The organism is Aeribacillus sp. FSL k6-2211, assembly GCF_037966125.1.
GTDB lineage: Bacteria > Bacillota > Bacilli > Bacillales > Aeribacillaceae > Aeribacillus > Aeribacillus composti.
Genome location: NZ_CP150190.1, coordinates 3,047,781 through 3,072,477, shown reverse-complemented (window position 1 = coordinate 3,072,477; position 24,697 = coordinate 3,047,781). Strand labels below are relative to the sequence as shown.

The window sequence follows — 24,697 nt, the reverse complement described above, 5'->3', positions numbered from 1 at the left end:
CGTATTTTTTATCGTACTTAATTTTTTATTAGGATTAAGCCATACCCATATTTATTGTCTCTTCCATCGGCCCCTAAATCATATGCATATTTTTTTAATTCATCATTTATAAATTGATAAGCGGCTTCCTTATCGGATAATTTAGAAATAATTAGAGAAATCATACCGGTAAAATAGGCTGCAGAAAATGATGTTCCGTCAAAATAATCATAGGCTCCTTTATTATTTATTGATTTTAAATCAGTACCTAAAGTGACGAAGTCTATTTTTCCCTCTCCAGAAAAATATGCTTTTGATAAATCTTCATTTAATGATCCAATAGATAAAACATTTGAATATTTTGCAGGATAATCAACACCAAATCCATATGTATTACCTGCAGCAGCTATAACAATGATGTTGTTTCTATTCGCCTTTTTTATAACGTCTTCTAAAGCAGCACTTGATTTCTGAAAACCAAAACTTAAATTTATAATGTCTACATCTTCCTCGATTGCCCACTCAATCCCTTTAACTAGATGCTCCAACTGTCCGGTCCCATCCACTCCTATAAATTGGATGTCATATAAATGGACATTTGGATTTACGCCAATTTTATTTCCAGCAATAATACCTGCAACAGGTGTTCCGTGATTAAATTCATCATTAGTAATACTAGATTCATTAATTGTATTGTAACTTTTAACTACTTTATCTTTTAGTTCATCATTTAAATTTATACCAGAGTCGATAATAGCAATCTTTATTATGCGATTTATTTCTTTATTAGTACTTTTAATGATTTCATCAACTTGGTAATAATTTTTACTTTTTTCAGAACTAAATATCGGAAAAAATACAAAGGTGGTAAGAATAATTATAAATAAATACCTGAATCCGTGACAAAACATCTTTACAATGGTCGCAAACCGTTGATACGATAAGGGAAAACGACGTTGACGATTCTTCATCAAGTAGGTGATGTGATGAAAGATTTCCCGATTCGGTTTGTATTGACAGATGAAGCGATTACCCCAAGTGCTGGGCTTGCTCTCGTTGGCTACTTACTCCATCGAACGAAACTGGATAAACGGGTAAACGCACTTCGGCTTCCAACGGTTCGTCGAGAAGTGCACATTTCCCATAGCGATGTCATTCGCTCGATGATTGGCTTGCTTGCCACAGGAAAAACGGATTTCGATCATATCGAAGCGTATCGTCAGGACGATATCTTTTCGGCATCGATGGGGATTCAGCACGTGCCTTCCTCTCCAACCTTGCGACAACGACTCGATCAGCTCGCTTGTCTTCCGATGACCGAAACGATTCTTTGGGAGGAGTCCATACGTCTGTTGATTCAACGACATGCCACTTTGTCCCCTTGTTGGACCAAAGGAAAGACGACATGGCTTCCCCTTGATATAGATGGTTCCCCATTTGACAACTCCGATACGAAAAAAGAAGGAGTCAGTCGAACGTATAAAGGATTTGACGGTTTTACACCGTTGTTTGCGTATGCAGGGAAGGAAGGGTATCTCGTTCATGCCGAGTTGCGTCCAGGGAAACAACATGTGCAAGACAACATGCCCTCGTTTTTAGTCACCGCTATCCGTCGAGCTCGTCAACTGACTTCATCTCGTCTGCTTGTTCGCATGGATGCAGGAAACGATGCAGAAGCGAATGTGCACGTATGCCTAAAGGAAGACGTGGACTTTGTCATCAAGCGAAACTTACGCCGAGAATCGAAAGCGCTTTGGTTCCAGATCGCTTCGCAAAAGGGCAAACGTGTCGATGATGGACAAAGCGAAGGAGTACAAACCTATGAGCTATGCCTTCCACAGAAGGCAGCGATCGATGGAAACACGTATACGTACGTTCAAGTCACCCAAGTGACGGAACGGACGATGGAACGCAATGGACAGCTGATGCTCGTTCCTGATTATGAAGTGGAAAGCTATTGGGTGCGGCTCAAAGGATACGAGCATGTTCGAATGAGCGATGTGCTCGCGTTGTATCATGACCATGCGACATGCGAACAGTTTCATAGCGAACTGAAGAGCGACTTAGATTTAGAGCGGCTTCCATCTGGGAAGATGAAAACGAATGCGCTCGTGTTGGTCATGGGAGCCTTCGTTTACAATCTTCTTCGTCTGATTGGACAAGATCTATTAAGCGATCCGAGACATCCGTTGCACCACAAAGTGAAACGCCGCCGCATCAAGACGATTATTCAGACGGTGATCACGATGGCAGGGCGACTCGTCCGTCGATCACGACAGATCTGGATGAAACTGACGCGAAGGAGTGGCTATAGCGAGCCCCTACTGAACGTCTATCAGAAATGGAGAGAGGCAAGATAACGAACGAATGTTCGGGCACTGATGTCCAACGTCACTCCCTGTGCTTTTTTGTCTATTTTTTTGGTTCGTATACCTAAAAAAGAGATTTGTTCCATTTTCGGAAATAGAGATGACATAGGTCATAAGCATAAAAGGGGTTTTATGGATTATCAATCCATCAAAATTACAACAAAATCAAAGTCGATTTCAATTCATCACGGATTCAGGTAAACATAAATCCCCCAAATATTGTATAATAATTTTATCTGGCATGATGATCTTTGGGAAATGACTTGTGAAGAACTAAAGAAAATATTTTGAAAAAAATAAACACTTTACCGCTTAAAAGCGTTTAATCGATAAAGAAATTTTTAGTGACATTTCAAGGAATATGGTTTATAATAAACCCTAATTAAAATCAAATGCTTAAAATTTTGACGGATGTGAAAGGGTGGAAAAAATGAGCAATACAGAATTAGAAGCGCTTAGGGAACGGGTTGATGAAATCAATTTGCAAATTTTAAAATTAATTAACGAGCGAGGCAAGCTTGTTCAAGAAATTGGGAAAGCGAAAGAAGCGCAAGGAGTTAACCGATATGATCCTGTCCGTGAACGAAAAATGCTCGATTTAATAAAAGAACATAATAATGGTCCATTTGAAGATTCCACTTTACAGCATATTTTTAAGGAAATATTTAAAGCGGCATTAGAGCTTCAAGAGGACGATCATCGAAAAGCATTGTTAGTATCAAGAAAGAAAAAGAAAGAGAATACAATCGTTGACGTCAAAGGCGAAAAAATCGGGGATGGCAGCCAATACTTTGTTGTCGGTCCTTGTGCGGTAGAAAGCTATGAGCAAGTAGCTGCTGTTGCGGAAGCAGCGAAGAAACAAGGCTTGAAGCTGCTAAGAGGCGGTGCATTTAAACCTAGAACATCACCATATGATTTCCAAGGTTTAGGCATTGAAGGCTTAAAAATTTTAAAAAGAATTGCTGATGAGTTTGATATGGCAGTTATTAGTGAAATTGTGTCGCCTCAAGATATTGATGTGGCCCTTGATTACATCGATGTCATCCAAATCGGGGCACGGAACATGCAAAACTTTGAATTGTTAAAAGCAGCAGGATCTGTTCGCAAGCCTGTATTGTTAAAACGCGGTCTTTCTGCAACGTTATCAGAATTTATGAATGCTGCGGAATACATTATTTCTCGAGGTAACGATCAAATCATTCTTTGTGAACGCGGAATTCGCACGTATGAACGCGCTACAAGAAACACGCTGGACATTACAGCAGTTCCGATTTTAAAACAGGAAACACATTTGCCTGTATTAGTTGATGTCACTCATTCAACAGGCCGGAAAGACCTTCTAATTCCTGCTGCAAAAGCTGCTCTTGCTATTGGGGCAGACGGTATTATGGCTGAAGTTCATCCGGATCCGGAAGTAGCTTTGTCAGATTCTGCGCAGCAAATGAATATTGAGCAATTCAATCAGTTTATTTCTGAATTAAGACCATTAGCGAAAGTAAATGCCTAATTGAATATCGTCTATTTTTTAAAAAAGGAGCCTTTTAAGGTTCCTTTTTTTGCGTAGATCGTTTACATTATTTAATGAAGGATATACTTTAATGAACATATTTTTTTAACGAAAAAGGTAAAAATATAAGAAAACACGCCAAGCACATTGCGGACGAATGCTTTGTATCGTATGATAAGAGTTATACGGAAGAGACTGTTATTTATTTGATATAGATCATTTAGATGAGGAGTGTTGATCATGAATAATGTGACGATATATGATGTTGCACGTGAAGCGAACGTTTCAATGGCGACAGTTTCACGAGTTGTAAACGGCAACCCGAATGTAAAGCCGACAACTAGAAAGAAAGTATTGGAAGCGATTGAGCGTCTCGGCTATCGGCCAAATGCTGTCGCAAGAGGGCTGGCTAGCAAAAAAACGACGACTGTAGGTGTTGTTATACCGGATGTATCAAGCACATTTTATTCAGAATTGGCTCGCGGGATTGAAGACATCGCAACGATGTATAAATATAATATTATTTTAAGCAATTCTGACCAAAATAAAGAAAAAGAATTGCATTTGCTTAACACCCTTTTAGGGAAACAAGTGGATGGAATTGTATTTATGAGCGGCAATATTACAGAGGAGCATGTGGAAGAATTTAAACGTTCACCGGTTCCTATTGTGCTTGCATCAACTTTTGATGAGAACAATGAACTGCCTTCTGTTAATATCAATTATGAACAGGCAGCCTATGATGCGGTTAAGTTTTTAATCGATAAAGGACACAAACATATTGCCTATGTATCCGGGCCGATGGAAGAGCCTGTGAATAAAGTGAAAAAACTTAAAGGATACATACGTGCACTTGAAGAGGCAGGGATCAAATACGATGAACAATTTGTAGTAGAAGGAGATTATTCCTACGAATCCGGGATTGAAGCATTTGACAAAGTGTTGGAGCTGTCGCCAAAACCGACTGCAATCTTTGTTGGAACGGACGAAATGGCATTGGGCGTGATTCATGCCGCTCAAGATAAAGGCTATGAAATTCCGAAAGATTTTGATGTCATCGGCTTTGACAATACTCGTTTGGCGACTATGGTTCGTCCGCGATTAACAACCGTTGTCCAACCGTCTTACGATATCGGTGCGGTTGCGATGCGCCTGTTAACAAAATTGATAAACAAAGAGGAAGTAGATAATCATATTGTTGAACTCCCGCATCGTATTGAAATTCGGCAATCGACAAAATCATAATCTTTTTAAGCTGAAGAAAAAACGGCCAAGCTTTTTTAAAAAGTTTGGCCGTTAACATTTTTTTTTGCATTATATTCCCTTTGCTGCCGGATGAATTGCAGAGCCAATTCAAGAGTGTGATTGTTTTTTTCTTCAATTTCTTTTTTCCTTGGAATCGGTTGATATAACGGATCGGGATCTTCCCATGTTGGGATTAATTCAACGGGAGATTTCTCCTGCCATTTTTCCAGCCATTCTTTCGGAAGAGCCCCTTGTGCTTTGCAGCTTAAATTTTTCATCTCCAGCCAAATGAGCGACCAAGCTCTTGGAACAACCCGCCAAATATCGTAGCCTCCTCCGCCGACAGCTATCCATTTTCCATCGCAGTAGCTATGGGCAATTTCATGTGCAAGCTTCGGAATTTCCCGGTAAATATTGATGCTGGCGTGAAGATGAGTTAGTGGATCAAAATAGTGGGCATCAGCTCCGTTTTGAGTGACGATGACATCAGGCTTAAAGTACTCTGCAACTTCTGTAACGGCCTCTTTGTAAACTTTTAGCCATGATTCATCTTCGGTAAATGCATCTAACGGAATATTAAAGGCAAAACCGTATCCAGAACCTTGTCCCCGCTCATGAACTGTTCCTGTCCCAGGAAATAAATATCGCCCAGTTTCATGAATAGATAGTGTGCAAACGTTTGGCTCATCATAAAACGACCATTGAACACCATCTCCGTGATGCGCATCCGTGTCAATGTACAGCACCCTTGCCCCATATTTTTCGATAATATATTTAATCGCCACTGCGCTGTCATTATATATACAAAATCCAGACGCTTTCCCCCTGAAGCCGTGATGAAGACCTCCGCCTAAATTTAAAGCATGCTTCGATTTTTCCATCATGACATGATCAACTGCTGTTAATGTCGCGCCAACAATAAGAGAACTGGCCTGATGCATGTTTTGAAAAATAGGTGTATCTTCCGTACCAAGTCCGTAGTTTAAAGCTTCATGCTCAGACAGCTTTCCTTCCCCTGCCTGTTTTACTGCACGAATATAGCCGGCATCATGAATAAGCTCCAGCTCCTCATCTGTTGCAAATCTTGGTTCAACTATTTCATCATCTTCAAGCGCTTTCAATTTTTTTAGCAAATCAACTGTTAATTCTACTCGCAGCTGGTTGAATGGGTGCTTATTACTAAATTTATAATTTAAAAATAAAGGGGAATAAATAAACACGCTGTCTTTCATGTTATTCCCCCATCATATGAGGCCATACAACGGTATAACCTTTTTTCTCAAGCTCAGTAATAAGCCCCATTGGATTCATCGTCTGCACCCGAAAAACTAGTGTTTTGAATTTTTCGTTTTCTTCCGGATACACAAAAACGCTGGAAATGTTTACTTTTCCTTTATGAAATACTGTTGCGACTTCTGAAAGCATTCCGGTTATATTGGGAACTCTTACTTCAATTCGGGAGCTGGGCTGATGGGCTCCAGTCAACTTTACAAACGTATTCAAAACATCTGTTTTGGTAATAATTCCGACAAGCTTGCCATTTGTAGTAATGGGGAGGCAGCTGATTTTATGCTCATAAAAAATCGTAGCAGCATCTTCAACAAAATCAAGAGGGTGTCCGGTTATGACATCGGTTTTCATAATGTTTTTAACTGGCTTGTTTAAAAGCGCATCCAATTTTTCATTTTTACTTAATATAGAGGGAGCAGCATCGCGAATATCTCTGTCTGATATAATGCCAATAAGGGTATTCTCTTCGCTGATGATCGGAATATGCTTGATTCTAGCTTTTTTAATTAAGTTTAAAGCATCTTGGATCGAGTGATCCGGAGAAAGCGTGAGTACGTTTTTTTGCATGATTTTTTCAATAATCATGTTATCCATCCCCTTTCCAAGAATAGCATGGCGATTAATACAAAAATCTGTTTGTAAACCTTAATTGGTCGAATTTCTGAATCGATTCGTTATCTACTCTTTTTCCAATACGAACCATTAAACAGTTTGCGGGATGAGAGCAAATTTCTGGATCATCTGTTGCATACCATTCAAGACCGCCTGCATTCATCATTTTTTCCATCATTTTTCTATACTCCCAAACATTTAAGCCAGTTCCCTTTAAATCCCAATGCCAATAATATTCCGTTGTAATAATGATGTAATCTTCCATTGCATCATCCATCATCGAAACAATCAATAAATTTTTTCCAATTTCACATCCGCGAAATTCTGGAATCACTTCAATGGCTCCTAGCTCAATTAAATTTTCCATCTTTCCTTCAGACCATCGTTCTAGAGGATCAGGGTATAAAAATGTAACATACCCGATGATTGTTTCGTCTTTTCTGGCAATAATAATCCGTCCTTCAGGAAGCTTGGCAATTTCTACAAGCGCTTTGTGCTGCCTTGGTGCAGGACGGAAAGCTGTTAAATCCTCATGAAATTTATAGCCTGCCAGTTTATCGGGGGGAATTGGCCCTTCGACAATCACCGTTCCATTTGGAGTTTCAATTTCTTTGGCATGATATGTTTTTTTATGTTCCATTCATTACACCGCCTACCAATCTAATAACCTATTCATATTATACAGGAATTGTCGAACATAATCGGATTTGTTTTGTAAAAAATTTTTACAAAATTGCGAAATGGAATAAAAAGTTATATAATGATAAACAAATATACTAATTTTTAGGGGGGTACTTCGATGAAAGTGGAAGCGCTACCAGCAATAAAAGGAAACCACAACTTAGCAAACTATGAGGAAGCATATGCAAGCTTTGACTGGAAAGAAGTAGAGGAGAATTTTTCATGGAGTAAAACTGGGAAAATCAATGCGGCTTATGAGGCGATTGACCGTCATGCAGATGGGGCCAAAAAAAATAAAGTCGCACTTTATTATCGCGATGCGAATCGTGACGAAAAGTATACGTTTGAAGAGATGAAAGAGCTCTCCAATAAAGCTGCGAATGTTTTAAAACAGCATACCGACCTTCAAAAAGGTGATCGGGTTTTCGTATTTATGCCTAGAAGTCCAGAGCTTTATTTTGTCATTTTGGGCGCAATTAAACTGGGAGCTATTGTAGGTCCTTTATTTGAAGCGTTTATGGAGAGCGCGGTAAAGGATCGTTTGGAAGATAGTGAAGCAAAAGTGATTGTAACAACAAAAGAGCTGCTGCCAAGAGTTCCAATTGATGAATTGCCTGCGCTCAAACATGTGGTGGTTGTTGGAGAAGATGTAAAAGAAGAAGGAAAAATAATCGATTTCTTTGCTCATTTTGAAAATGCAAGCAAAAATTTGGAAATTGAATGGGTGGATCGGAGAGACGGACTTCTTTTGCATTATACTTCCGGATCAACAGGAAAACCGAAAGGCGTTCTCCATGTCCATAATGCGATGATTCAGCATTATCAAACAGCAAAATGGGTTCTTGACTTGAAGGAAGAAGATATTTATTGGTGTACGGCAGACCCTGGATGGGTGACCGGAACAGTTTACGGTATTTTTGGTCCGTGGCTCCTAGGTGTTACAAATGTTATTGTTGGAGGCAGATTCAGCCCTGATTATTGGTATGAAACAATCGAAAAATACGGTGTCACTGTCTGGTACAGCGCTCCAACAGCGTTTCGGATGCTGATGAGTGCAGGAGACGAATTGGTGAAAAAATATAATTTAAGCTCTCTGCGCCATATTTTAAGTGTCGGAGAACCTTTAAATCCTGAAGTTATTCGCTGGGGAATGAAAGTATTTAATAAGCGCATTCATGATACTTGGTGGATGACGGAAACAGGCGGGCATCTTATTTGCAACTATCCGTGTATGGATATACGGCCTGGATCAATGGGCAAGCCGATCCCCGGCGTAAAAGCAGCAATTATTGACGATCATGGAAATGAATTGCCTCCAAACCGAATGGGGAATCTAGCAATTAAAAAAGGCTGGCCTTCCATGATGCAAGCAATTTGGAATAATCCTGAAAAATATGAATCTTATTTTATCGGCGACTGGTATGTATCTGGAGACTCCGCTTATATGGATGAAGATGGATATTTTTGGTTCCAGGGACGGGTTGATGACGTCATTATGACTTCCGGCGAACGGGTCGGACCGTTCGAAGTAGAAAGCAAGCTTGTTGAACATCCTGCCGTAGCGGAAGCTGGAGTTATCGGCAAGCCGGACCCTGTTCGAGGAGAAATTATTAAAGCGTTCGTTGCATTGCGCAGCGGCTATGAAGCATCAGAAGATTTGAAAGAGGATATTCGCCAGTTTGTTAAAAAAGGGCTGGCAGCACATGCAGCGCCACGGGAAATAGAATTTTGCGAAAAACTGCCGAAAACTCGAAGCGGGAAAATTATGCGCCGCGTGTTGAAAGCATGGGAGCTTAACTTGCCAACAGGTGACTTGTCGACGTTGGAAGATTAAAAATAATAGAAGCCGTAAGTCTAGTAAATAGGCTTGCGGCTTTGTTATGTGCGCCCGGCATGTACATGAACTATAGGGTGTAAGTCCCGAACCCCGAAGACAGAAGTAGAGGTTAGCCAAGAGCAAGGGTGTCCGTGGTGACGCGGAATCTGAAGGAAGCTGGAGGCAAAACACCGGTCCGAGGAACACGAACCTCATATAAGGCTAGGTATGATTGAGTGAGTTTGCAAAACAAAACAAAGCTCTTTCTGTCGAAGGTCATATCGAGTAAATGAGGCGGATAGATGGTGTGAAAGTGCATGTACTTACCCGGGGAGGTCTGGTGGATATGTGAAGTACGCTTCATAACCTACTTAGTGATAAGTAGCTGAACCGTCAGAAGTCAGCAGAGGTCATAGTATTAGTTGGTCTAGAACAACTAAGAAGGACCGAACAATTAAGAGAGAATAGCCCTTGGCATTCAGTGAGTCATGATGAACACAGAAAACGTAGTACCTCACTTGAGGGAGGAAGCGGTGAATCCCGTGGGAGACCTCTTGGAGGGTGGAGTGACCACTGGCATAAAGAGAACAGCTATTCACGGAAGTTATAAAGACTTGCGTCAATTATCTTAATTGAACCGCCGTATACGGAACCGTACGTACGGTGGTGTGAGAGGACGGGAGTTAATCGCTCCCTCCTACTCGATTGGCATTAATAATAGATTGATAAAATAAACGCTAAAATTGGAAATAGGAGAGAAGCTTATGGAATCATCCCTTTTATTGAAAGAATTGCGAACGAAAGAGGAAATTTTAGAAGGATTTTCAGTGATGAAACATTTGCGGACTCATCTTGATGAACAATCATTTCTTGAATTGGTGCTTGAAGCTAAACAAAAGAAAGGATATCAATTAGTTGCTCTTTACGATCATAATAAAATGGTTGCCATCATCGGATTTATGCCAATGATCACTTTATACTACGGGCGTTTCATTTGGGTTTGTGATTTAGTGACATTGCCTGAAGAACGATCAAAAGGATACGGTGAAAAGCTTTTAACGTATGTTCATCAATATGCTGTAGAAAATGGCTATAATATTGTTTCTTTATCTTCCGGCTTGCAGCGCGTTGACGCACACCGCTTCTATGAAGAAAAAATGCGATACAATAAAGTAAGCTATGTTTTCTTAAAAAAGCTGCCGTCACACTAGCCAGTAAAAGATAAAAAGGACCACGTGCGGTCCTTTTTAAATATTTATTGGGTGAAAGCAAGTTTTGCTGGGCTGTTTTTTCTGTTTCGTCTACTTTATTGATCGTTTAATGCATCTTTTCCATTCGCCTATTGTCTTGCATTTGCCGTCTGCTTCGGTTTTTGCTGCGGCTCTGTTTTTCCAGATTGCGCCGTTTTTACAATGGCTGAAGGAGGAGACGCTTTTCCTGCCACATCAACTGCAACGACGTAATAGGAGGCAGGAGATTTTCCGACTGAGATGCTTAAGTTATTTTTTGCAGGTATACTGGCAATTTTTTTGAAACTATTTGAATTAGATGGAGCTGCATAAACCCTGTACCCGATAACATCATATTCACCGCTTTTGCTCCAGGATAATGTTGTTCCGCTAAGCTTTACAGCGGGCACTTTAGAAGGAGCTTTGCCATTATCCTGAAGAACCCTATTGCCGGTCAACGTCAAAGCCTCTAAATTAGCTCCGCTAGGAAGAAGTTTAGTCAATTGGGACACGTCTGAAATCCCAAGATTATTCAATACTTCTTTTTTCAGCAGAGGCCCTTCCTGGACGAATTCAGCCGGTGCATTTGCCGGCACTTGATAGGCTACGTTGTCTACTAAAACAAATTTGCCGTACGCCAAGCTTTTATCCACTTTATTCGGCAGAAATTTAGCGTTATACAAGTCAGTTTGAACGAGTCCAGCTTTCTTACATAATTCAGAAGGCAGATCCCCAGAGAGGGCGCAATACGATCTTGAAACAATTCCTTTAGGCATTTTAAAGGAAGTGTTAGGATCTATTAAGTCAGGTTTGACGCTGTATGCGGCGTTCATTAATTTTGCCCAAAGCAATATATTTCTATTGCTGTAGGTCAAACCTTTGTAGGTCGTTTCCAGCCTTTTCGGCGTGTCATAACCGATCCATGTGCCGAAGGATACATTAGGATTTACAGCAACAAACCATGCATCCCGATAATCCTGCCCAGTTCCTGTTTTTCCAGCCCAATCAGATTGAAATGATAGATACCTTTTTAAAGAGGAAGCCGTTCCGCTTTGAATGACATCCCGCATCATATCAATCATTAAATAGGCTGTTTGAGGGGAAAAGACCTTCTCTTTCTTGCTGTTATGTTGATATATAACTTTTCCGTCTTGTGTTTCAATTTTTTCAATCATGTAGGCGTCGACAAATTCACCGTTATTGGCAAATGTTGCGAAGGCGTTTACGTTTTCCTCCACGGTTACTCCGTAAGTCATTGCCCCAAGAGCGAGGGAGAATGAACTGTAATCTTCTTGAGCAAGTGAACTAAATCCCATTTTTTCTAAATAGGATACCGGATTTTGCGAAATAATTTTTGCATAGGTTTTTACCGCCGGAATGTTATATGAATGTTTCAATGCTGTTCGAATACTTGTTAATCCGTGATAGCCGCCTCCATAGTTTTTCGGCTGATATTTCCCGATTGAAAATGGAAGATCTGCCACAACAGTTCCCGGCTGGACGATGCCCATTTCCATCTCGGGTGCATAGACAGCGAGCGGTTTCATTGTTGAACCGTTTGGTCTTAATGCTCTTGTAGCATGGTTTGTCTGCTCCCTGTTATGATCACGGCCGCCAACAAAGGAGATTATTTTTCCAGTTTTGTTTTCGATTAAAACAGCGCCGACTTCAACCGGTTCCTCGATGGTTACGGTCTTGCCTGTTTCAGGATCTTTTTTCTTTTCAAGCTTTGGACTTCCGTAATACTCGTAGTTTTTGACAACCTCTTGCATTTTGTCATAAATTTTCTTGTTAATGGTCGTATGAATGTTGTAGCCGTTTTGTCTCATGTCTTGATCGGCCAGCGCCATGTATCGATTAAACAGCTCTTTATTATTTTTTCGGAGATCCTCCAGCTTGTGACCGTCTTTTTTCGCCAGCTGCTCAGCCAGTATATCCTTCACTCTTTTTTCAACTTCGTATATAATCCAAGGATATTGCTCAATATCAGGTTTTTTCTTTTTGGCTAAATGAGCCTTTAAATCAAACTTAAGTGCTTCTTCATATTCTTTTTTTGTAATATATCCTTCTGCAAACATTTTTCTTAGGACGGTTTTCATTCGGTTTATACCAGGCTGTAAATCTTCTTTTACTTCTCCGTCCTTTGTGAACGGTGTATAAGCAAAAGGATTTTGAGGGAGACCAGCGATAAAAGCTGCCTGCGGTATCGATAAGTCTTTCGCATCTATGCCAAAAATCCCCTGCGCCGCAGCCTGCACGCCTGCAATGTTTCTTCCGGAGCTGTTTCGTCCAAATGATGATACATTTAAATAGGCTTCTAATATTTGATCTTTCGTAAAATATTTTTCTAATCTCAATGCTAGCAGGATTTCTTTTGCTTTTCTTTCAAATGACACTTCGTTGGTCAATATTTGGTTTTTAATTAATTGCTGTGTGAGGGTGCTTCCGCCGGTTCTGACAGAAGAGTTTGAGAACTCCTGGAAAATCGCCCGCATGATCGCCTTTGGGACAATCCCTTTATGCTCGTAAAAATATTCGTCCTCCACTGCAACAATTGCATGTTTTAAATGCTCGGAAATTTGATCAATTTTGATTTTTTCACGTTCAAGATCTGTGCGAATTTTCCCTAAATAGACATTGTCTGCAAAGTACACTTTCGTTGTTTCAGAATAATCGTAAATGTCTTTTTCCAATTCTTTTTCGGAACGGATCGGCTCATCTTTTACAAGCGATGCAAAATAACCAGCTCCTAATCCTCCGATAAAGGAGAAGCCTATTAAACCGATAACCAATAGTAAAAGAAATAAGTTCCATGTTACGTTATAGGCAATGACCATTTTTTGCTGGTGCTTATGATAAAAGGAGCTTACCTTCCTAAAAAATTCGTACCATTTCTCCATTTTTCATCATCCCTCTACAAAATCTAGTTTATTATAGCATATTTTTTTCTCCGGTTGACGCCCTCTGTTCTAATCTTAGTTGACAAAGGATGTCAATTATGCTAAAAATGTTTATTAATGAAAAAAATACTTGAGCGTTGATTGGAGAAAGTAGCAGGCATTTCCCTGTTTCAGAGAGCTGATGGCCGGTGCGAATCAGCACATAAATGCTTTGTGAATTACCTCCATGAGCATTCTTTGTGAAAGTGAAGTAGCAAAGGACGGTTTTTAGCCGTTATCAGAATGAGTGAAGAACATGCAAATGTTCTTAAGCAGGGTGGTACCGCGTAATTATACGTCCCTTCATGAAGGGGCGTTTTTTATTTGGATAAAATTTGAAAAGGAGTGGGTTTGATGAATGCTTTGCTAGAAGATTTAAAATATCGCGGACTCATTAATCAAGTAACGGATGAAGAAGGGTTAGATAAATTGTTGTCAGAGGAACAGGTGAAGCTGTACTGCGGTTTTGACCCGACGGCAGACAGCCTTCATATCGGGCATTTGCTGCCGATTTTAACGTTAAAAAGATTTCAAGAGGCAGGTCATCAACCGATTGCTCTTGTTGGCGGCGCAACAGGCTTGATCGGCGATCCAAGCGGAAAAAAACAGGAAAGAACATTAAATGAAAAAGAAACGGTGAAGCAGTGGTCAGAACGCATTAAGGAACAGCTTTCCCGTTTTTTGGATTTTGAAAAAGAAGGGAATCCGGCCATTTTGGCCAACAACTACGATTGGATCGGGCCATTGGATGTCATCACATTTTTGCGCGATATCGGCAAAAGCTTTGGCATAAACTATATGCTGGCGAAAGAAACCGTGCAGTCAAGAATTGAAACGGGCATTTCCTTTACGGAATTCAGCTACATGATTTTGCAATCGTACGATTTTTTAAAGCTGTACCAAACCTATGATTGCCGCTTGCAAATCGGCGGAAGCGACCAATGGGGAAATATTACGTCAGGACTTGAACTAATTCGAAAAACGGAAGAAAATGCGAAAGCATACGGTCTTACACTCCAGCTCGTCACGAAAGCCGACGGCACAAAATTCGGCAAAACGGAAGGAGGAGCCATCTGGCTCGATAAAGAAAAAACATCGCCTTACGAATTTTATCAATTTTGGATCAATACCGATGACCGGGATGTCATCAAATATTTAAAATATTTTACTTTCTTATCAAAAGAAGAAATTGAACAATTGGCAGAAGAAGTGAAAAATGCTCCTGAAAAACGGTCTGCGCAAAAAGCGTTAGCGGAAGAAGTGACAAAACTTGTCCATGGCGAAGAAGCACTCAAACAGGCAGTCAAAATTTCCGAAGCGCTGTTCAGCGGCAATATAAAAGCTTTAACAGCAGAAGAAATAAAACAAGGCTTTAAAGATGTGCCTTCGTATGAAACGACCGAAAATGAAATCGGATTAGTCGATTTATTGGTTCAGGCGAAAATTTCTCCATCGAAACGGCAGGCAAGAGAAGACATCGGAAACGGTGCGATTTACATTAACGGCGAACGGGTGCAGGAGCTTGATTATATTGTGTCTGAAAAAGACACCATCGAAGGTCAATTTGCTGTGATCCGCCGGGGCAAAAAGAAATATTTCTTAATTCATTTCAAATAATCATAAGCCTCTGCTCACACTTTCAGGGGCCTATTAAAATCAATTGGAAAATATACGGGCGAGTGATTCTAAACGACCACCGCTCATACCCGTATTCTATTAAATAGGTCAAAAGCATCCCCCCTTCAATTGAATGGATTAATTTATTCATTGAAGGGGGGTTTTTCGTACAAAAGAAGCGAAATTTGTCGAAAAATACAGAATTTTGTATGTCAAAAAATGTACCTAAATCTAGCTTTTATAAAGTACAATCAATTTAACAAATTATTGAAAAGGAGGAATTATATGAAAATTAGTCGTTTAAAAATGGTTGATATGGGCAATTGTGAATCTGTTATTTTTCTCATCCGTTCCTTTAGACGTTTTCGCAGAAACCATTCATTCTAAAGACAACAACTCTACTGAAAGTCATTTACCGTCAAAAGTCCCGACCCCTAAAATTAACCTTAAACGAGGGGAAATCATTGAGGAACGGACAGAGAATACAAAAGTTTTTTACAATGGTGATGGCACATTTACCAAAAAGATTTATTTTGAGCCGATCCATATAAGGAAAAAGAAGGGGAAGCCATTTGAGGAAATTTCTCTAAATCTAAAATCGATCAGTAGCATTGCATTAAGTTAATTTTAATTTGTCAAGCCCAATTTTATGTTAAATTTCATCTTTTTGGTTCATCACCAAAAGATGTACTTGATTTTTACGTTAAAATGTGATAGAGGTCTCTAGACGGACACGCAAAGTAAAACGCTGGATATTTCGATACCCATATCCTCGCCTTTTGATCAATTTTATTTTGTTGTTGATTCCTTCCATTGGACCATTTGAGTAAGAAAAAACGATGCAAGAAAGCACTGCGTCTCTTCGGGTGATGAGTGCCTTGGCAATACTGCGTACGGCGGCACAGTCGCTAAAAAGGTACCGGTCAAACCATTGGGTCAAACGAGTTTCGGCTTGCTTTCTTGTTTGGCTTTTGGATACGTAACGGAAATGTTGAAGTGCTTGATAGACATCACGTAAATAAGCACTTTCTTGGCACCATTGTCGAACTTCCTGTCTCTCTTCTTCTGTTAATTTTTCTGGACGTTGGCTTAACAATCGGCACACGCGGCGAACGCTTCCATGTTTGGTTCCGCCTTTGGCAAGGTATTTGCGACAACGTTCCAGTGCATCGGTGAATAACTGAATCACATGGAAGTGGTCAAGAACATGGATGGCTTTTGGACATACCTTTTCAATGGCTTTTCTCATGGCAGGAGCCAAGTCGCTGACAACATACTTCACTTTGGAGGCGACGGGTTGAAGCGCCTCCACAATGGCTTCTTCATTTTTTCCAGAAGCAATGGAAAGGACATTCCGAGTCTGTGTATCCATCACCGCTACTCCGTAATCATGTCCCTTTCGGAAAGCGAATTCATCCACACATACTACTGTAGGATTCGATGTTGGTAAAAGAGCCGGGGCATATTGATAAAACCAGCGTTCTACTGTCGTATAGGCGAGTTGTAACAAGCGAGCGACTTCTTGAATCGTTTTTCCGATGCATAACTGGGCGACCCAATGTTGAAACGATTCCGTCGCGATACTGTGAGACGGAAGTCCCGGATAAGAAACGGTGAACGTCAGAAAACAGGCTTGGCAACGCCGTCTTTCTATGGGAAGTTCAATCCAAAATAAACCGACCGTATTTGTATAGCCATGAATCCATTGTTTTCGTTTCGATGATATTTTGGTTGTCCGTCCGAAGCAAGTCGGGCAGATCGGACAATGAGGAGGGAGGGAAAGTTCAAAAATCCATCGTTCTCCCTCTTTTCGTTCTCCATGAATAAGAAAGCCTGGTAAAGTGATCAAATCTTTGATAAACTGAGATTGCATGCGAAATTTCCTCCATGGTTGATGGTTTGGTCACCTTTACCATACAGGAAATTTCGCATTTTTTGTACCCTTGATCAGAAAACAACCTGATTGTCAAGTACATTTTGTGGTGAAGAGCCATCTTTTTGGATATAAAAAAACTCCTTATAATTAGGATTGGCAGTCCTATCCAAATCCTAAGAATAAGGAGAAACCATTATGGATAAGAATACCACAGAATCCACAATAAATGAACTATTTAAAGAGATCGATCCAATAACTTTTTCAAAACTAATTAATGTGATTGACGTTGACAAATACATTAAAAAATTAACGGCGTATAAGTTTTTACAACTTTGTATCATCGCTCAGTTAAACGAATTGGAAAGCTTAACAAAATTGGCCAAACATTTGAAAGACAAGGAAGAGTTGCAGACATATCTGGAATTTGATGCAATTAGTACTTCGCAACTTTCTCGCAAATTAGGCCAATTATCCCCTCAACTGTTTGAAAAAGTATTTAAATATCTGGTCTTAAAGATCCAAGGGCAAATGAAAAATGCCCCGATCATCCGAAACATTGGTCGTCTTCTGGTCATTGATTCTACCACGATGAGCATGAGTTTGAGCCAATATCCATGGGCAACTTTTCGTAAGACAAAGGCTGGTGTTCGACTCCATTTAAAGGTTGTTGTAACGAAGGATATCACTGTTCCGGATCAAGGGATTATCTTACCCGCGAAACATGCCGATCGCACACAGATGGACGAACTCATTGAAATCGATCCAAATGCGATTTACTTGTTTGATCGAGGGTATGTCGATTACAAACAGTTCGACCGCTTATGCCGAGAAGGGGTGCGATTCATTACCCGGCTTAAAAAGAACGCAGAGATTGAAGTTTTATCGGAACGGATTCCCAATCCAGAACGTTTGATTTATAGGGATCAGATTGTCATTTTAGGAAATGACCGTAATCATACCAAAATGACTCATCCTCTCCGATTGATCGAAACGGTCGACAGCGAAGGGAATCCCGTGATCATCATAACCAATTGCTTTGATCTTTCTGCGGAAGAGATTGCAGATTTATACCGATATCGCTGGAAGATAGAGACCTTCTTTAAATGGATGAAACAGCACCTTAAGATAAAAAGATTTTATGGAAAAAGTCAAAATGCCGTTTACAATCAAATTTGGATCGCCCTAATCACCTATTGCTTACAGGCCATGCTCCAATTAAAAGTGAATCACGATGGTCCTTTATTAGAGATCAAGCGAACTTTACAGAATCTGCTTTTTAAAGGTTTTGACTGTTTTGTTCGCTCCCTTTTTAAAAAGCCAATTCGAACGTCCAACGGTCGGAAAAAATACCATTGGGAAAAAGATTTTGAAACCATCGTGTACCAATTTGAAGAAGGGGAGGTGGAACACCTAGACGATTTAGTTTATGATCCAATGTTTCTGTAATATATTACCAAATTGTGGAAATGGACTGCCGATTAAGACGTCATTGTCCTTTTAAGCTTGCTTAGAAAGATTGTATGTCTGAATATTCAGTTACATGAAATAACTGGAATTTTTATTGAGCTTGACAAACATTAAATTTTTTTATGCAACGCTACTGAAAATCGATAAATTTCTATTTCATCAACATTTATGAAGAAGATACGAAACTTTATTTACTTTCCATATAAACATAAACAGTGTTTCGTTTTCTTTTTCAAAATAAAGTTACAATCCATCCGAAATGATGTAAACGATCTGTAAATGTCACCTTATGATTTTGTGTCCATATTTAATTTTGGAATGTGTTTTGGCCAAATCAGAGAATACCTATCTTTTTCTTTTGGTCTAGCAAAATGCTTTACACAAACCTTTATACATTATCTGCTATTTAATAAAAATATTGACATATTTGGAAAAACAATTATAATTATTTTTGAAAGTGCTATGATGGAATATTTAATAAATAAATTGTGTAATTCTGATTTGTAAGTGTAATACTATAGCATTCTAGCAAACAACTGTATAAGTTAATTTTATTGATTCATCACCACATTTTGTGATTTAACCTAAAAAATAAGGAAAACACTCACGAATTCCTGGCAATAATGTTAGCGTGACTTAACATAACAGGAGGTTCTAAAGTGTTTTCCGTATCACTAGATTTGCCAGAATTTGAAGTTGTTAAACAAGTGTTTCTTGAAGATTGCAATTTGTTACATGTTGAGAAAAATACTACAGAAGAACGCTGTTCTTACTGCGGTTTTTTTTCTAGTCATGTCCATGACTGGCGGACAAGAAAGGTTCGTGACTTGTCCGTATTAGGTAAGCCCCTTTTCTTATTTGTCAGAGTGTATAGATACCGTTGTCACAACTGTAATGAGGTATTTTCACAAACATTTGAATCTATCAGTCCTAATAAGCATCAGACCAATCGGTACAGAGAATATCTGTACGAAATGTGCATTGGCTCTACTATCCAAGAAGTGAGTCGAAAGGAAAAAATACCTTATACAACCGTTGAAAGAATATTTTATTCCGTTGCTAAAGAAAAAGAGAAGGAGCATTTAGAAACTCTTGAAAGTGTTTTAGAAAACAATGAATTAATCCTTAGCCTTGATGAGATCGCTGTCCGAAAGGGTCACCGATATGAAACAGTTCTTATGGATACCCAATCCGGGAGTGTGCTTGGTATGGAACATCAACGGAGTTATCGTTCAACTCAGATCTTACTTGCCAAGAAGATTCTGTCTGATAAATGCGTTCATACCGTTGTTATGGATATGTGGGATCCCTTCCATAAAGCTGTTAAATCTATATTCCCAGAGGCCTGTATCGTCATTGATAAATATCATGTGGTGCAAAAGGTGACACATGCACTTGACCAAGTTAGAAAGAAAACTCCTGGACTAAAAAAGGGACGGTTTAAACTCTTGAAAGGTTCTGAAAAGTTAACGGCTAATGAAAAACAACAATTAGACGAGATGCTCAAAGAGCATTCAGAATTGTCATATGCCTATTTTCTAAAAGAACTCTTTAGAGAAATATACCAAGTGAATGACTATGATACAGCTGATTCACTCTTAGAAGAATGGATTCAACTCGCATGGAGCAGCCCATTTCCTTCATTTCATCAAGTTGCCAAGACGATAGAAAATTGGAAGGCACAAATTTTACAATATTTTCTTACCCCTTTTACGAATGGCCGGATTGAAGGTACAAACCATAAGATTAAGAACATCAAAAGACGTGCTTTTGGCTTCAGAAACCTTGAAAGATTTCGGCTACGTGTATTTTTGGAATGTACAGGTAAAACTTATAAAAATCAGGTTGCTTAACCATGCCCTTCATCAGCTTTCCGCATTGTAGTTGGTAGAATGGAATCCGTCAAGGAAAGCGCTTGACCTCTTCCATTCTACCCACTTAGTGGTCTGCAAGCTGACGAAGGAGCTACTCTAGATTGAGTATCAATCTCGCTAACTTATTTCCGGAATTGTGTGAACATCACAGAATATGGTGATGAGACATTTTATTAATGTAATTAATCTGACTTGCTTTATGTCATTATATTTGCGTTAGGTCTGCTCAACTATTTTATATAATTGAGCGGATCCGAATCTTATTTTTGAGTGCCTCCACATAATTTATAGATTAATGAATAATGAATGAATTGAATATAATGGAAAAAGTTTTGATTAGACAACTTACAGGTGTTAGTTTAAGCACTGCAGGGGTTATTCTGGATTATTTGGATTGGATTTCTTACGCATCATTATTACTGACTCTAACTGGACTTGGAGCTGCTGCATCAGCAGCAGTTTGGTCTTATCGTGCTACAATTTTGGCACTATCCAGATCGGGTAAAAGAGCAGCAGCAAAAGCACTTTAATAGAAATATAGTAAAGAAGGTAGTGTGTGGGGCACTAACTTCTTTATATGAAGGGGATAAATATGTTGCTTATATTAAAACGTCAAGGATTAATCAATACGCTTTCTTTTTTTCTATTGTCTCTGATATTGGTTGCCAATACTTTTTTTTCAATCAGGCAATTTGGGATCATTGAACAATTTAACGACATCCAAAAAAACTTACCTTTATTTACCGAATCATTTGTTATTGTCTTTATAACTTCGGTGCAATTGATAGCGGGTATAACAGTTGTAATAATGGAAACACTATTTGTTACTTTTGTAGCAAATTTCATGACTAAAAAGAAATTAAAATTTAGCAACTATATGTTTCCAATCCTTTTAGCGAATATCTTTTCAACACTATTAAATATGACTATTATTAAGGCTATCGGTCTTAATGATATGCAAAACATTCCATGGCTGATCTGGTCGCCAGTCTCACAAATATTGTTGGCAGTTTATATATATATATATTTTTCGATTATTGATAAGTCTATATCGAACATCGTAAAAATCAAATTAGGGGTTCTTATATTTTCGGTATTGTATGGTGTGCCACTTATTATACATACATTGATAAATGCTACATTTTTTCAATAATTTGGGAAAGGTGTAAAAGAATATGGAAAAATATTTTAAGTTGAAGATGATGGTCGTATTCGCCATTTCAGTTATTTTTTTATTGGTAGGCGTTATCACATTGATAAGAATCATCGGGAAAATGTTAGGGAATTGAGGACAGATGAAGTATTTCAAATATAAACGTTTAATAAAAAAAAGAAAAGCAATTTCCAATATAGAGATTTTCTACAGATCTATTTTCAATGAGTTTTCTGAAGCAGATAAAAAAATATTGCTGTCTGTATTATACAAAATAAATCAGGTTATTAATTTTATTTCAAAAATAGCACCAATTTTTGTTTACTCGCTCATTTATTATTTTCATTCCTATTTAGAACCTTTTATAAATCCTTTGTATGTCGCAACAATCTATTTAATTTTTAGCCTTTGGTCCACAGATATCAATAATGATGATTATGATCCTCAGGAAATGGAAAATGTTTCCGAATGGATGTATAAAGCCCGAAAAAATAAATTCAAGTTGCTAATCCTGGAAAGATTGGCATTAACATTTGGAACAAGCATTCTTTTTTACTGCATTTTTATCTTTATTTATATGGAAAAAATGAATGTTAGCTACGTAATAATCTTTTTATATGAGGTTTTCGGAATCATTGCTGCCATTCTTACAATTCTTTTAAAATTCTATTGGAGTAATCATCAGATTTTATTTTTATTTTTTCACGGTCCAAACGATATGAAGCGGAAAGAACATTTCATAAGATATCAATATGATTCGCAATTAGATAAGTACCTGATTGCTTTGTCCCGGTCCGTTCAAAATAGAACCTACTATTTATATATATTTTATATTTATCTATTCGCAGCAATTTTACCATTTATAATATGGTTTATAACTTATCATTTTGGTGTTCATAAGTTTATTATCCTAACTGTTTATTTAGCAGTTGAAAGCGTGATGATCAGTTTTATATCCCAGGGAATCATAAATAGTTCAAAGATGTTAAATAACTCAAATTTAAGTGATTACTATTATATAAAGAAGTTTGATAAGAAAAAATACTATGAGAATTTACTTTCTAAATTTCTTTCCAGAAAACTCTTTGTTATCCTGCTCAGCTATTATCTTGGTTTACTCGTACTTTACGGATTTTCGTCCGTTACTGCCATCATTGGATTATGTTCAACCGTTATCTACTTCAGCACAATACAGATCATTACAAAAAGAGTCTTTCGATTTAAAAAATTATCATTAGAAGAAATCAAAGACAATTTTTTTATTTATTTTTTCAATCCAATAGAAGATCTGTTTATAATTGGATTTCCTTTAATTATTAGCAGTGCTGTCGCTATTTATTCGATAAAATCAGGAAGTGTCTATCATATAATCATTTGCTTTTTTATATACTCTATTTTTTTATTATTTTATAACTTTCTTAAAGAGAGGTAAAAAATGCTTGAGTTAATAAACATTAAGAAAAGATATGGAGATTCAGCTTATATTTTTGATGGTATAAATTTGAAAATTGATAAAAAAAGTATTGTGGAATTACTGGGTGAAAATGGTATCGGTAAATCAACTTTACTGAATACCATTGGCGGAATGACCAAATTCGAGGGTGACATCAAGTTAAATGGAATTTCATTAAAGGACAATTTCAAAAAGTATATGGAAGGAGTTTCATTAATTGGTAATACACCTTTTTTATATGAATATTTAACTCCTTCCGAAACTATAGATATGATCTTGTCCTTCTTGAATAAAAAAAGATTAGACGAGACTCTTGGTGCTCTCATGGAAGAAATTGGGCTCCATAAATATAAAGATACACTAACACGGGAACTATCATTGGGTACAAGACAAAAACTGTCATTAATACTTGCACTTCTTTCTTCGCCTGATTTGATTCTGCTTGATGAACCTTTTGTAAATTTAGATGTTCGTTCTAGAAAAGTCATTCTCGATTTTTTGAAGAATTACGTCGTTCAAAACAAAGCAATTTTAATTTATGCAACTCATTCAACAGACATATATTTATCTGATTTTTCAAATAAAACGATAAGGTTAAGAAGAGATGATCTGTTTGATAAGGTGGTATTAGAGAGTGGTACCCGTGAAATTTAAAATATTTAGTATTTGTTTTTTAGTTAGTTCGTTAACGGGAATCATATTTTTCTTTTTAGGTTTTTTGTTATTACCTAATGAGCAGTTTAACCCGGACTTGCATCCTTCTTTTAAAACGATTTTTTTTACGAACTTTGAAATACATATTCATACCATTTTTTTCTCAATCATTAGTTTCGGATTGTTTTCTTTGATTTTTCTCTTCCAGCAGTTTTTTTATTTAGGATTTATTTTCCATAGCTTGGTAGAAAAAACTAGCTTAAAAACAGCATATTCCTTTTTCGCCGGGCATGGAATAATCGAAGTTATAAATATGTTTTTTACGGCATCAATAGGTTTATATGTTACTGTAAACATTTTTAATATGATAAAAAAAAAGGAATTTGGTAGGAAGTCATTTATCAGTTTGGGAAAAAATCTTTTTATACTTTTGATCATAGATGTATTGCTTTTATTAATTGCCGCACTGTTGGAAACATATTTATCTCCGTTATTAGTCGATAAAAGTAATATAAATCATCTTTACCATCATTAAATTGGCATTGGTAACATCAAAGATTTCGTATGAACCTTCATATGCAAGCAACTGGTATTGAGGGAAGAGGCAAAGGTGGCGCGACTTTCCTAAACCAAGAATATTTTAGTGGAATGAGAAGATCCATCTGGCTCCTCAGTTGGATGCTAGGGAACTGTGCAGCCTGTGCTTCATTGGCAATTGCGAGAATGTCATCCTGCCTGCTCCTCGGCACAGGGAAAACCCATTTAGCAACATGTCTGCACCCAGTTTTAACATTAACTTCCTTATATCTTTTGAACCTTTGCATTTGTAGTATGTCATCAACGGTGATAAAATCCCCAATAACAGCGGTTTAAAATTCCCCAAAAATGACAGATAATCGTTTCAAAACGACATCTTGGATGAGGGGAGAAACGATG

At 38.1% G+C, this 24,697-nt stretch carries 19 protein-coding genes and 1 other annotated feature; of the genes, 13 read left to right on the top strand and 6 right to left on the bottom strand.

Annotated elements, in window-relative coordinates; translation table 11 throughout:
• Window positions 1-17: 17 nt before the first annotated feature.
• Window positions 18-950 (bottom strand): S8 family serine peptidase, encoded by a 933-nt coding sequence (locus tag NSU19_RS14810; protein ID WP_339197107.1) that lies wholly within the window; start codon window positions 948-950, stop codon window positions 18-20.
• Window positions 951-965: 15 nt separating this feature from the next.
• Here NSU19_RS14810 and NSU19_RS14805 point away from each other — a divergent pair, with 15 nt between their 5' ends.
• The 3 genes from NSU19_RS14805 (at window position 966) to ccpA (ending at window position 5,100) form a co-directional block, all read left to right on the top strand.
• Complete coding sequence (locus NSU19_RS14805; protein WP_044899598.1) at window positions 966-2,339, top strand: IS1380-like element ISGsp2 family transposase; 1,374 nt, start codon at window positions 966-968, stop codon at window positions 2,337-2,339.
• A gap of 439 nt (window positions 2,340-2,778) precedes the next feature.
• Complete coding sequence (locus NSU19_RS14800) at window positions 2,779-3,855, top strand: bifunctional 3-deoxy-7-phosphoheptulonate synthase/chorismate mutase (protein WP_063387336.1); 1,077 nt, start codon at window positions 2,779-2,781, stop codon at window positions 3,853-3,855.
• Window positions 3,856-4,095: 240 nt separating this feature from the next.
• A complete protein-coding gene (ccpA, locus tag NSU19_RS14795) occupies window positions 4,096-5,100 on the top strand; it encodes a catabolite control protein A (protein WP_339197105.1) in 1,005 nt (334 codons plus the stop codon).
• 35 nt (window positions 5,101-5,135) lie between these two features.
• Here ccpA and NSU19_RS14790 read toward each other — a convergent pair whose 3' ends face one another.
• The 3 genes from NSU19_RS14790 to NSU19_RS14780 are packed head-to-tail and all read right to left on the bottom strand — an operon-like array spanning window position 5,136 to window position 7,642.
• A complete protein-coding gene (locus NSU19_RS14790) occupies window positions 5,136-6,332 on the bottom strand; it encodes an acetoin utilization protein AcuC (RefSeq protein ID WP_063387338.1) in 1,197 nt (398 codons plus the stop codon).
• A 1-nt stretch (window position 6,333) separates the two neighbouring features.
• Window positions 6,334-6,975, bottom strand: a complete 642-nt coding sequence (locus tag NSU19_RS14785) for an acetoin utilization AcuB family protein (protein WP_063387339.1) — start codon at window positions 6,973-6,975, stop codon at window positions 6,334-6,336.
• 34 nt (window positions 6,976-7,009) lie between these two features.
• The gene (locus NSU19_RS14780) at window positions 7,010-7,642 is read right to left on the bottom strand and encodes a GNAT family N-acetyltransferase (RefSeq protein WP_066248879.1); all 633 of its coding nucleotides are present in this window, start codon (window positions 7,640-7,642) and stop codon (window positions 7,010-7,012) included.
• A 159-nt stretch (window positions 7,643-7,801) separates the two neighbouring features.
• Between NSU19_RS14780 and acsA the strand changes: the two genes are divergently transcribed.
• Together acsA and NSU19_RS14770 are read left to right on the top strand one after the other, a co-directional pair.
• Entirely contained in the window at window positions 7,802-9,517 is a 1,716-nt protein-coding gene (gene acsA, locus NSU19_RS14775; RefSeq protein ID WP_339197100.1) for an acetate--CoA ligase, read from the top strand.
• A gap of 746 nt (window positions 9,518-10,263) precedes the next feature.
• Entirely contained in the window at window positions 10,264-10,710 is a 447-nt protein-coding gene (locus NSU19_RS14770; protein ID WP_339197097.1) for a GNAT family N-acetyltransferase, read from the top strand.
• A gap of 128 nt (window positions 10,711-10,838) precedes the next feature.
• Here NSU19_RS14770 and NSU19_RS14765 read toward each other — a convergent pair whose 3' ends face one another.
• A complete protein-coding gene (locus NSU19_RS14765) occupies window positions 10,839-13,628 on the bottom strand; it encodes a transglycosylase domain-containing protein (protein ID WP_339197094.1) in 2,790 nt (929 codons plus the stop codon).
• A gap of 128 nt (window positions 13,629-13,756) precedes the next feature.
• Window positions 13,757-13,973: a binding site (T-box leader), on the top strand.
• Between the two features lie 48 nt (window positions 13,974-14,021).
• Here NSU19_RS14765 and tyrS point away from each other — a divergent pair.
• On the top strand, window positions 14,022-15,284 hold the full coding sequence (gene tyrS / locus NSU19_RS14760) for a tyrosine--tRNA ligase (protein WP_066248876.1): 1,263 nt from the start codon (window positions 14,022-14,024) through the stop codon (window positions 15,282-15,284).
• Window positions 15,285-15,987: 703 nt separating this feature from the next.
• Here the strand turns inward: tyrS and NSU19_RS14755 are convergent.
• Entirely contained in the window at window positions 15,988-17,157 is a 1,170-nt protein-coding gene (locus NSU19_RS14755; RefSeq protein ID WP_021292746.1) for an ISL3 family transposase, read from the bottom strand.
• A gap of 198 nt (window positions 17,158-17,355) precedes the next feature.
• Between NSU19_RS14755 and NSU19_RS14750 the strand changes: the two genes are divergently transcribed.
• The 7 genes from NSU19_RS14750 to NSU19_RS14720 all read left to right on the top strand — a co-directional run bounded on the left by NSU19_RS14750 (window position 17,356) and on the right by NSU19_RS14720 (window position 24,296).
• Window positions 17,356-18,606 (top strand): IS4 family transposase, encoded by a 1,251-nt coding sequence (locus NSU19_RS14750; RefSeq protein WP_339192832.1) that lies wholly within the window; start codon window positions 17,356-17,358, stop codon window positions 18,604-18,606.
• 680 nt (window positions 18,607-19,286) lie between these two features.
• Window positions 19,287-20,480 carry an ISL3 family transposase gene (locus NSU19_RS14745; protein ID WP_339197090.1) on the top strand — a complete coding sequence of 398 codons (1,194 nt, stop codon included), beginning with the start codon at window positions 19,287-19,289 and terminating at the stop codon, window positions 20,478-20,480.
• Window positions 20,481-20,803: 323 nt separating this feature from the next.
• On the top strand, window positions 20,804-21,031 hold the full coding sequence (locus NSU19_RS14740) for a hypothetical protein (RefSeq protein WP_339197087.1): 228 nt from the start codon (window positions 20,804-20,806) through the stop codon (window positions 21,029-21,031).
• A gap of 62 nt (window positions 21,032-21,093) precedes the next feature.
• On the top strand, window positions 21,094-21,654 hold the full coding sequence (locus NSU19_RS14735) for a hypothetical protein (RefSeq protein WP_339197084.1): 561 nt from the start codon (window positions 21,094-21,096) through the stop codon (window positions 21,652-21,654).
• A 142-nt stretch (window positions 21,655-21,796) separates the two neighbouring features.
• Window positions 21,797-23,086 carry a sugar transporter gene (locus tag NSU19_RS14730; protein WP_327856388.1) on the top strand — a complete coding sequence of 430 codons (1,290 nt, stop codon included), beginning with the start codon at window positions 21,797-21,799 and terminating at the stop codon, window positions 23,084-23,086.
• Between the two features lie 3 nt (window positions 23,087-23,089).
• Window positions 23,090-23,761, top strand: coding sequence for an ABC transporter ATP-binding protein (locus tag NSU19_RS14725; RefSeq protein WP_327856387.1), 672 nt, complete (start codon window positions 23,090-23,092; stop codon window positions 23,759-23,761).
• Window positions 23,751-24,296 carry a stage II sporulation protein M gene (locus NSU19_RS14720; protein ID WP_339197080.1) on the top strand — a complete coding sequence of 182 codons (546 nt, stop codon included), beginning with the start codon at window positions 23,751-23,753 and terminating at the stop codon, window positions 24,294-24,296. Before NSU19_RS14725 ends, NSU19_RS14720 begins: the two co-directional genes overlap by 11 nt.
• The last annotated feature ends 401 nt before the right edge of the window (window positions 24,297-24,697 follow it).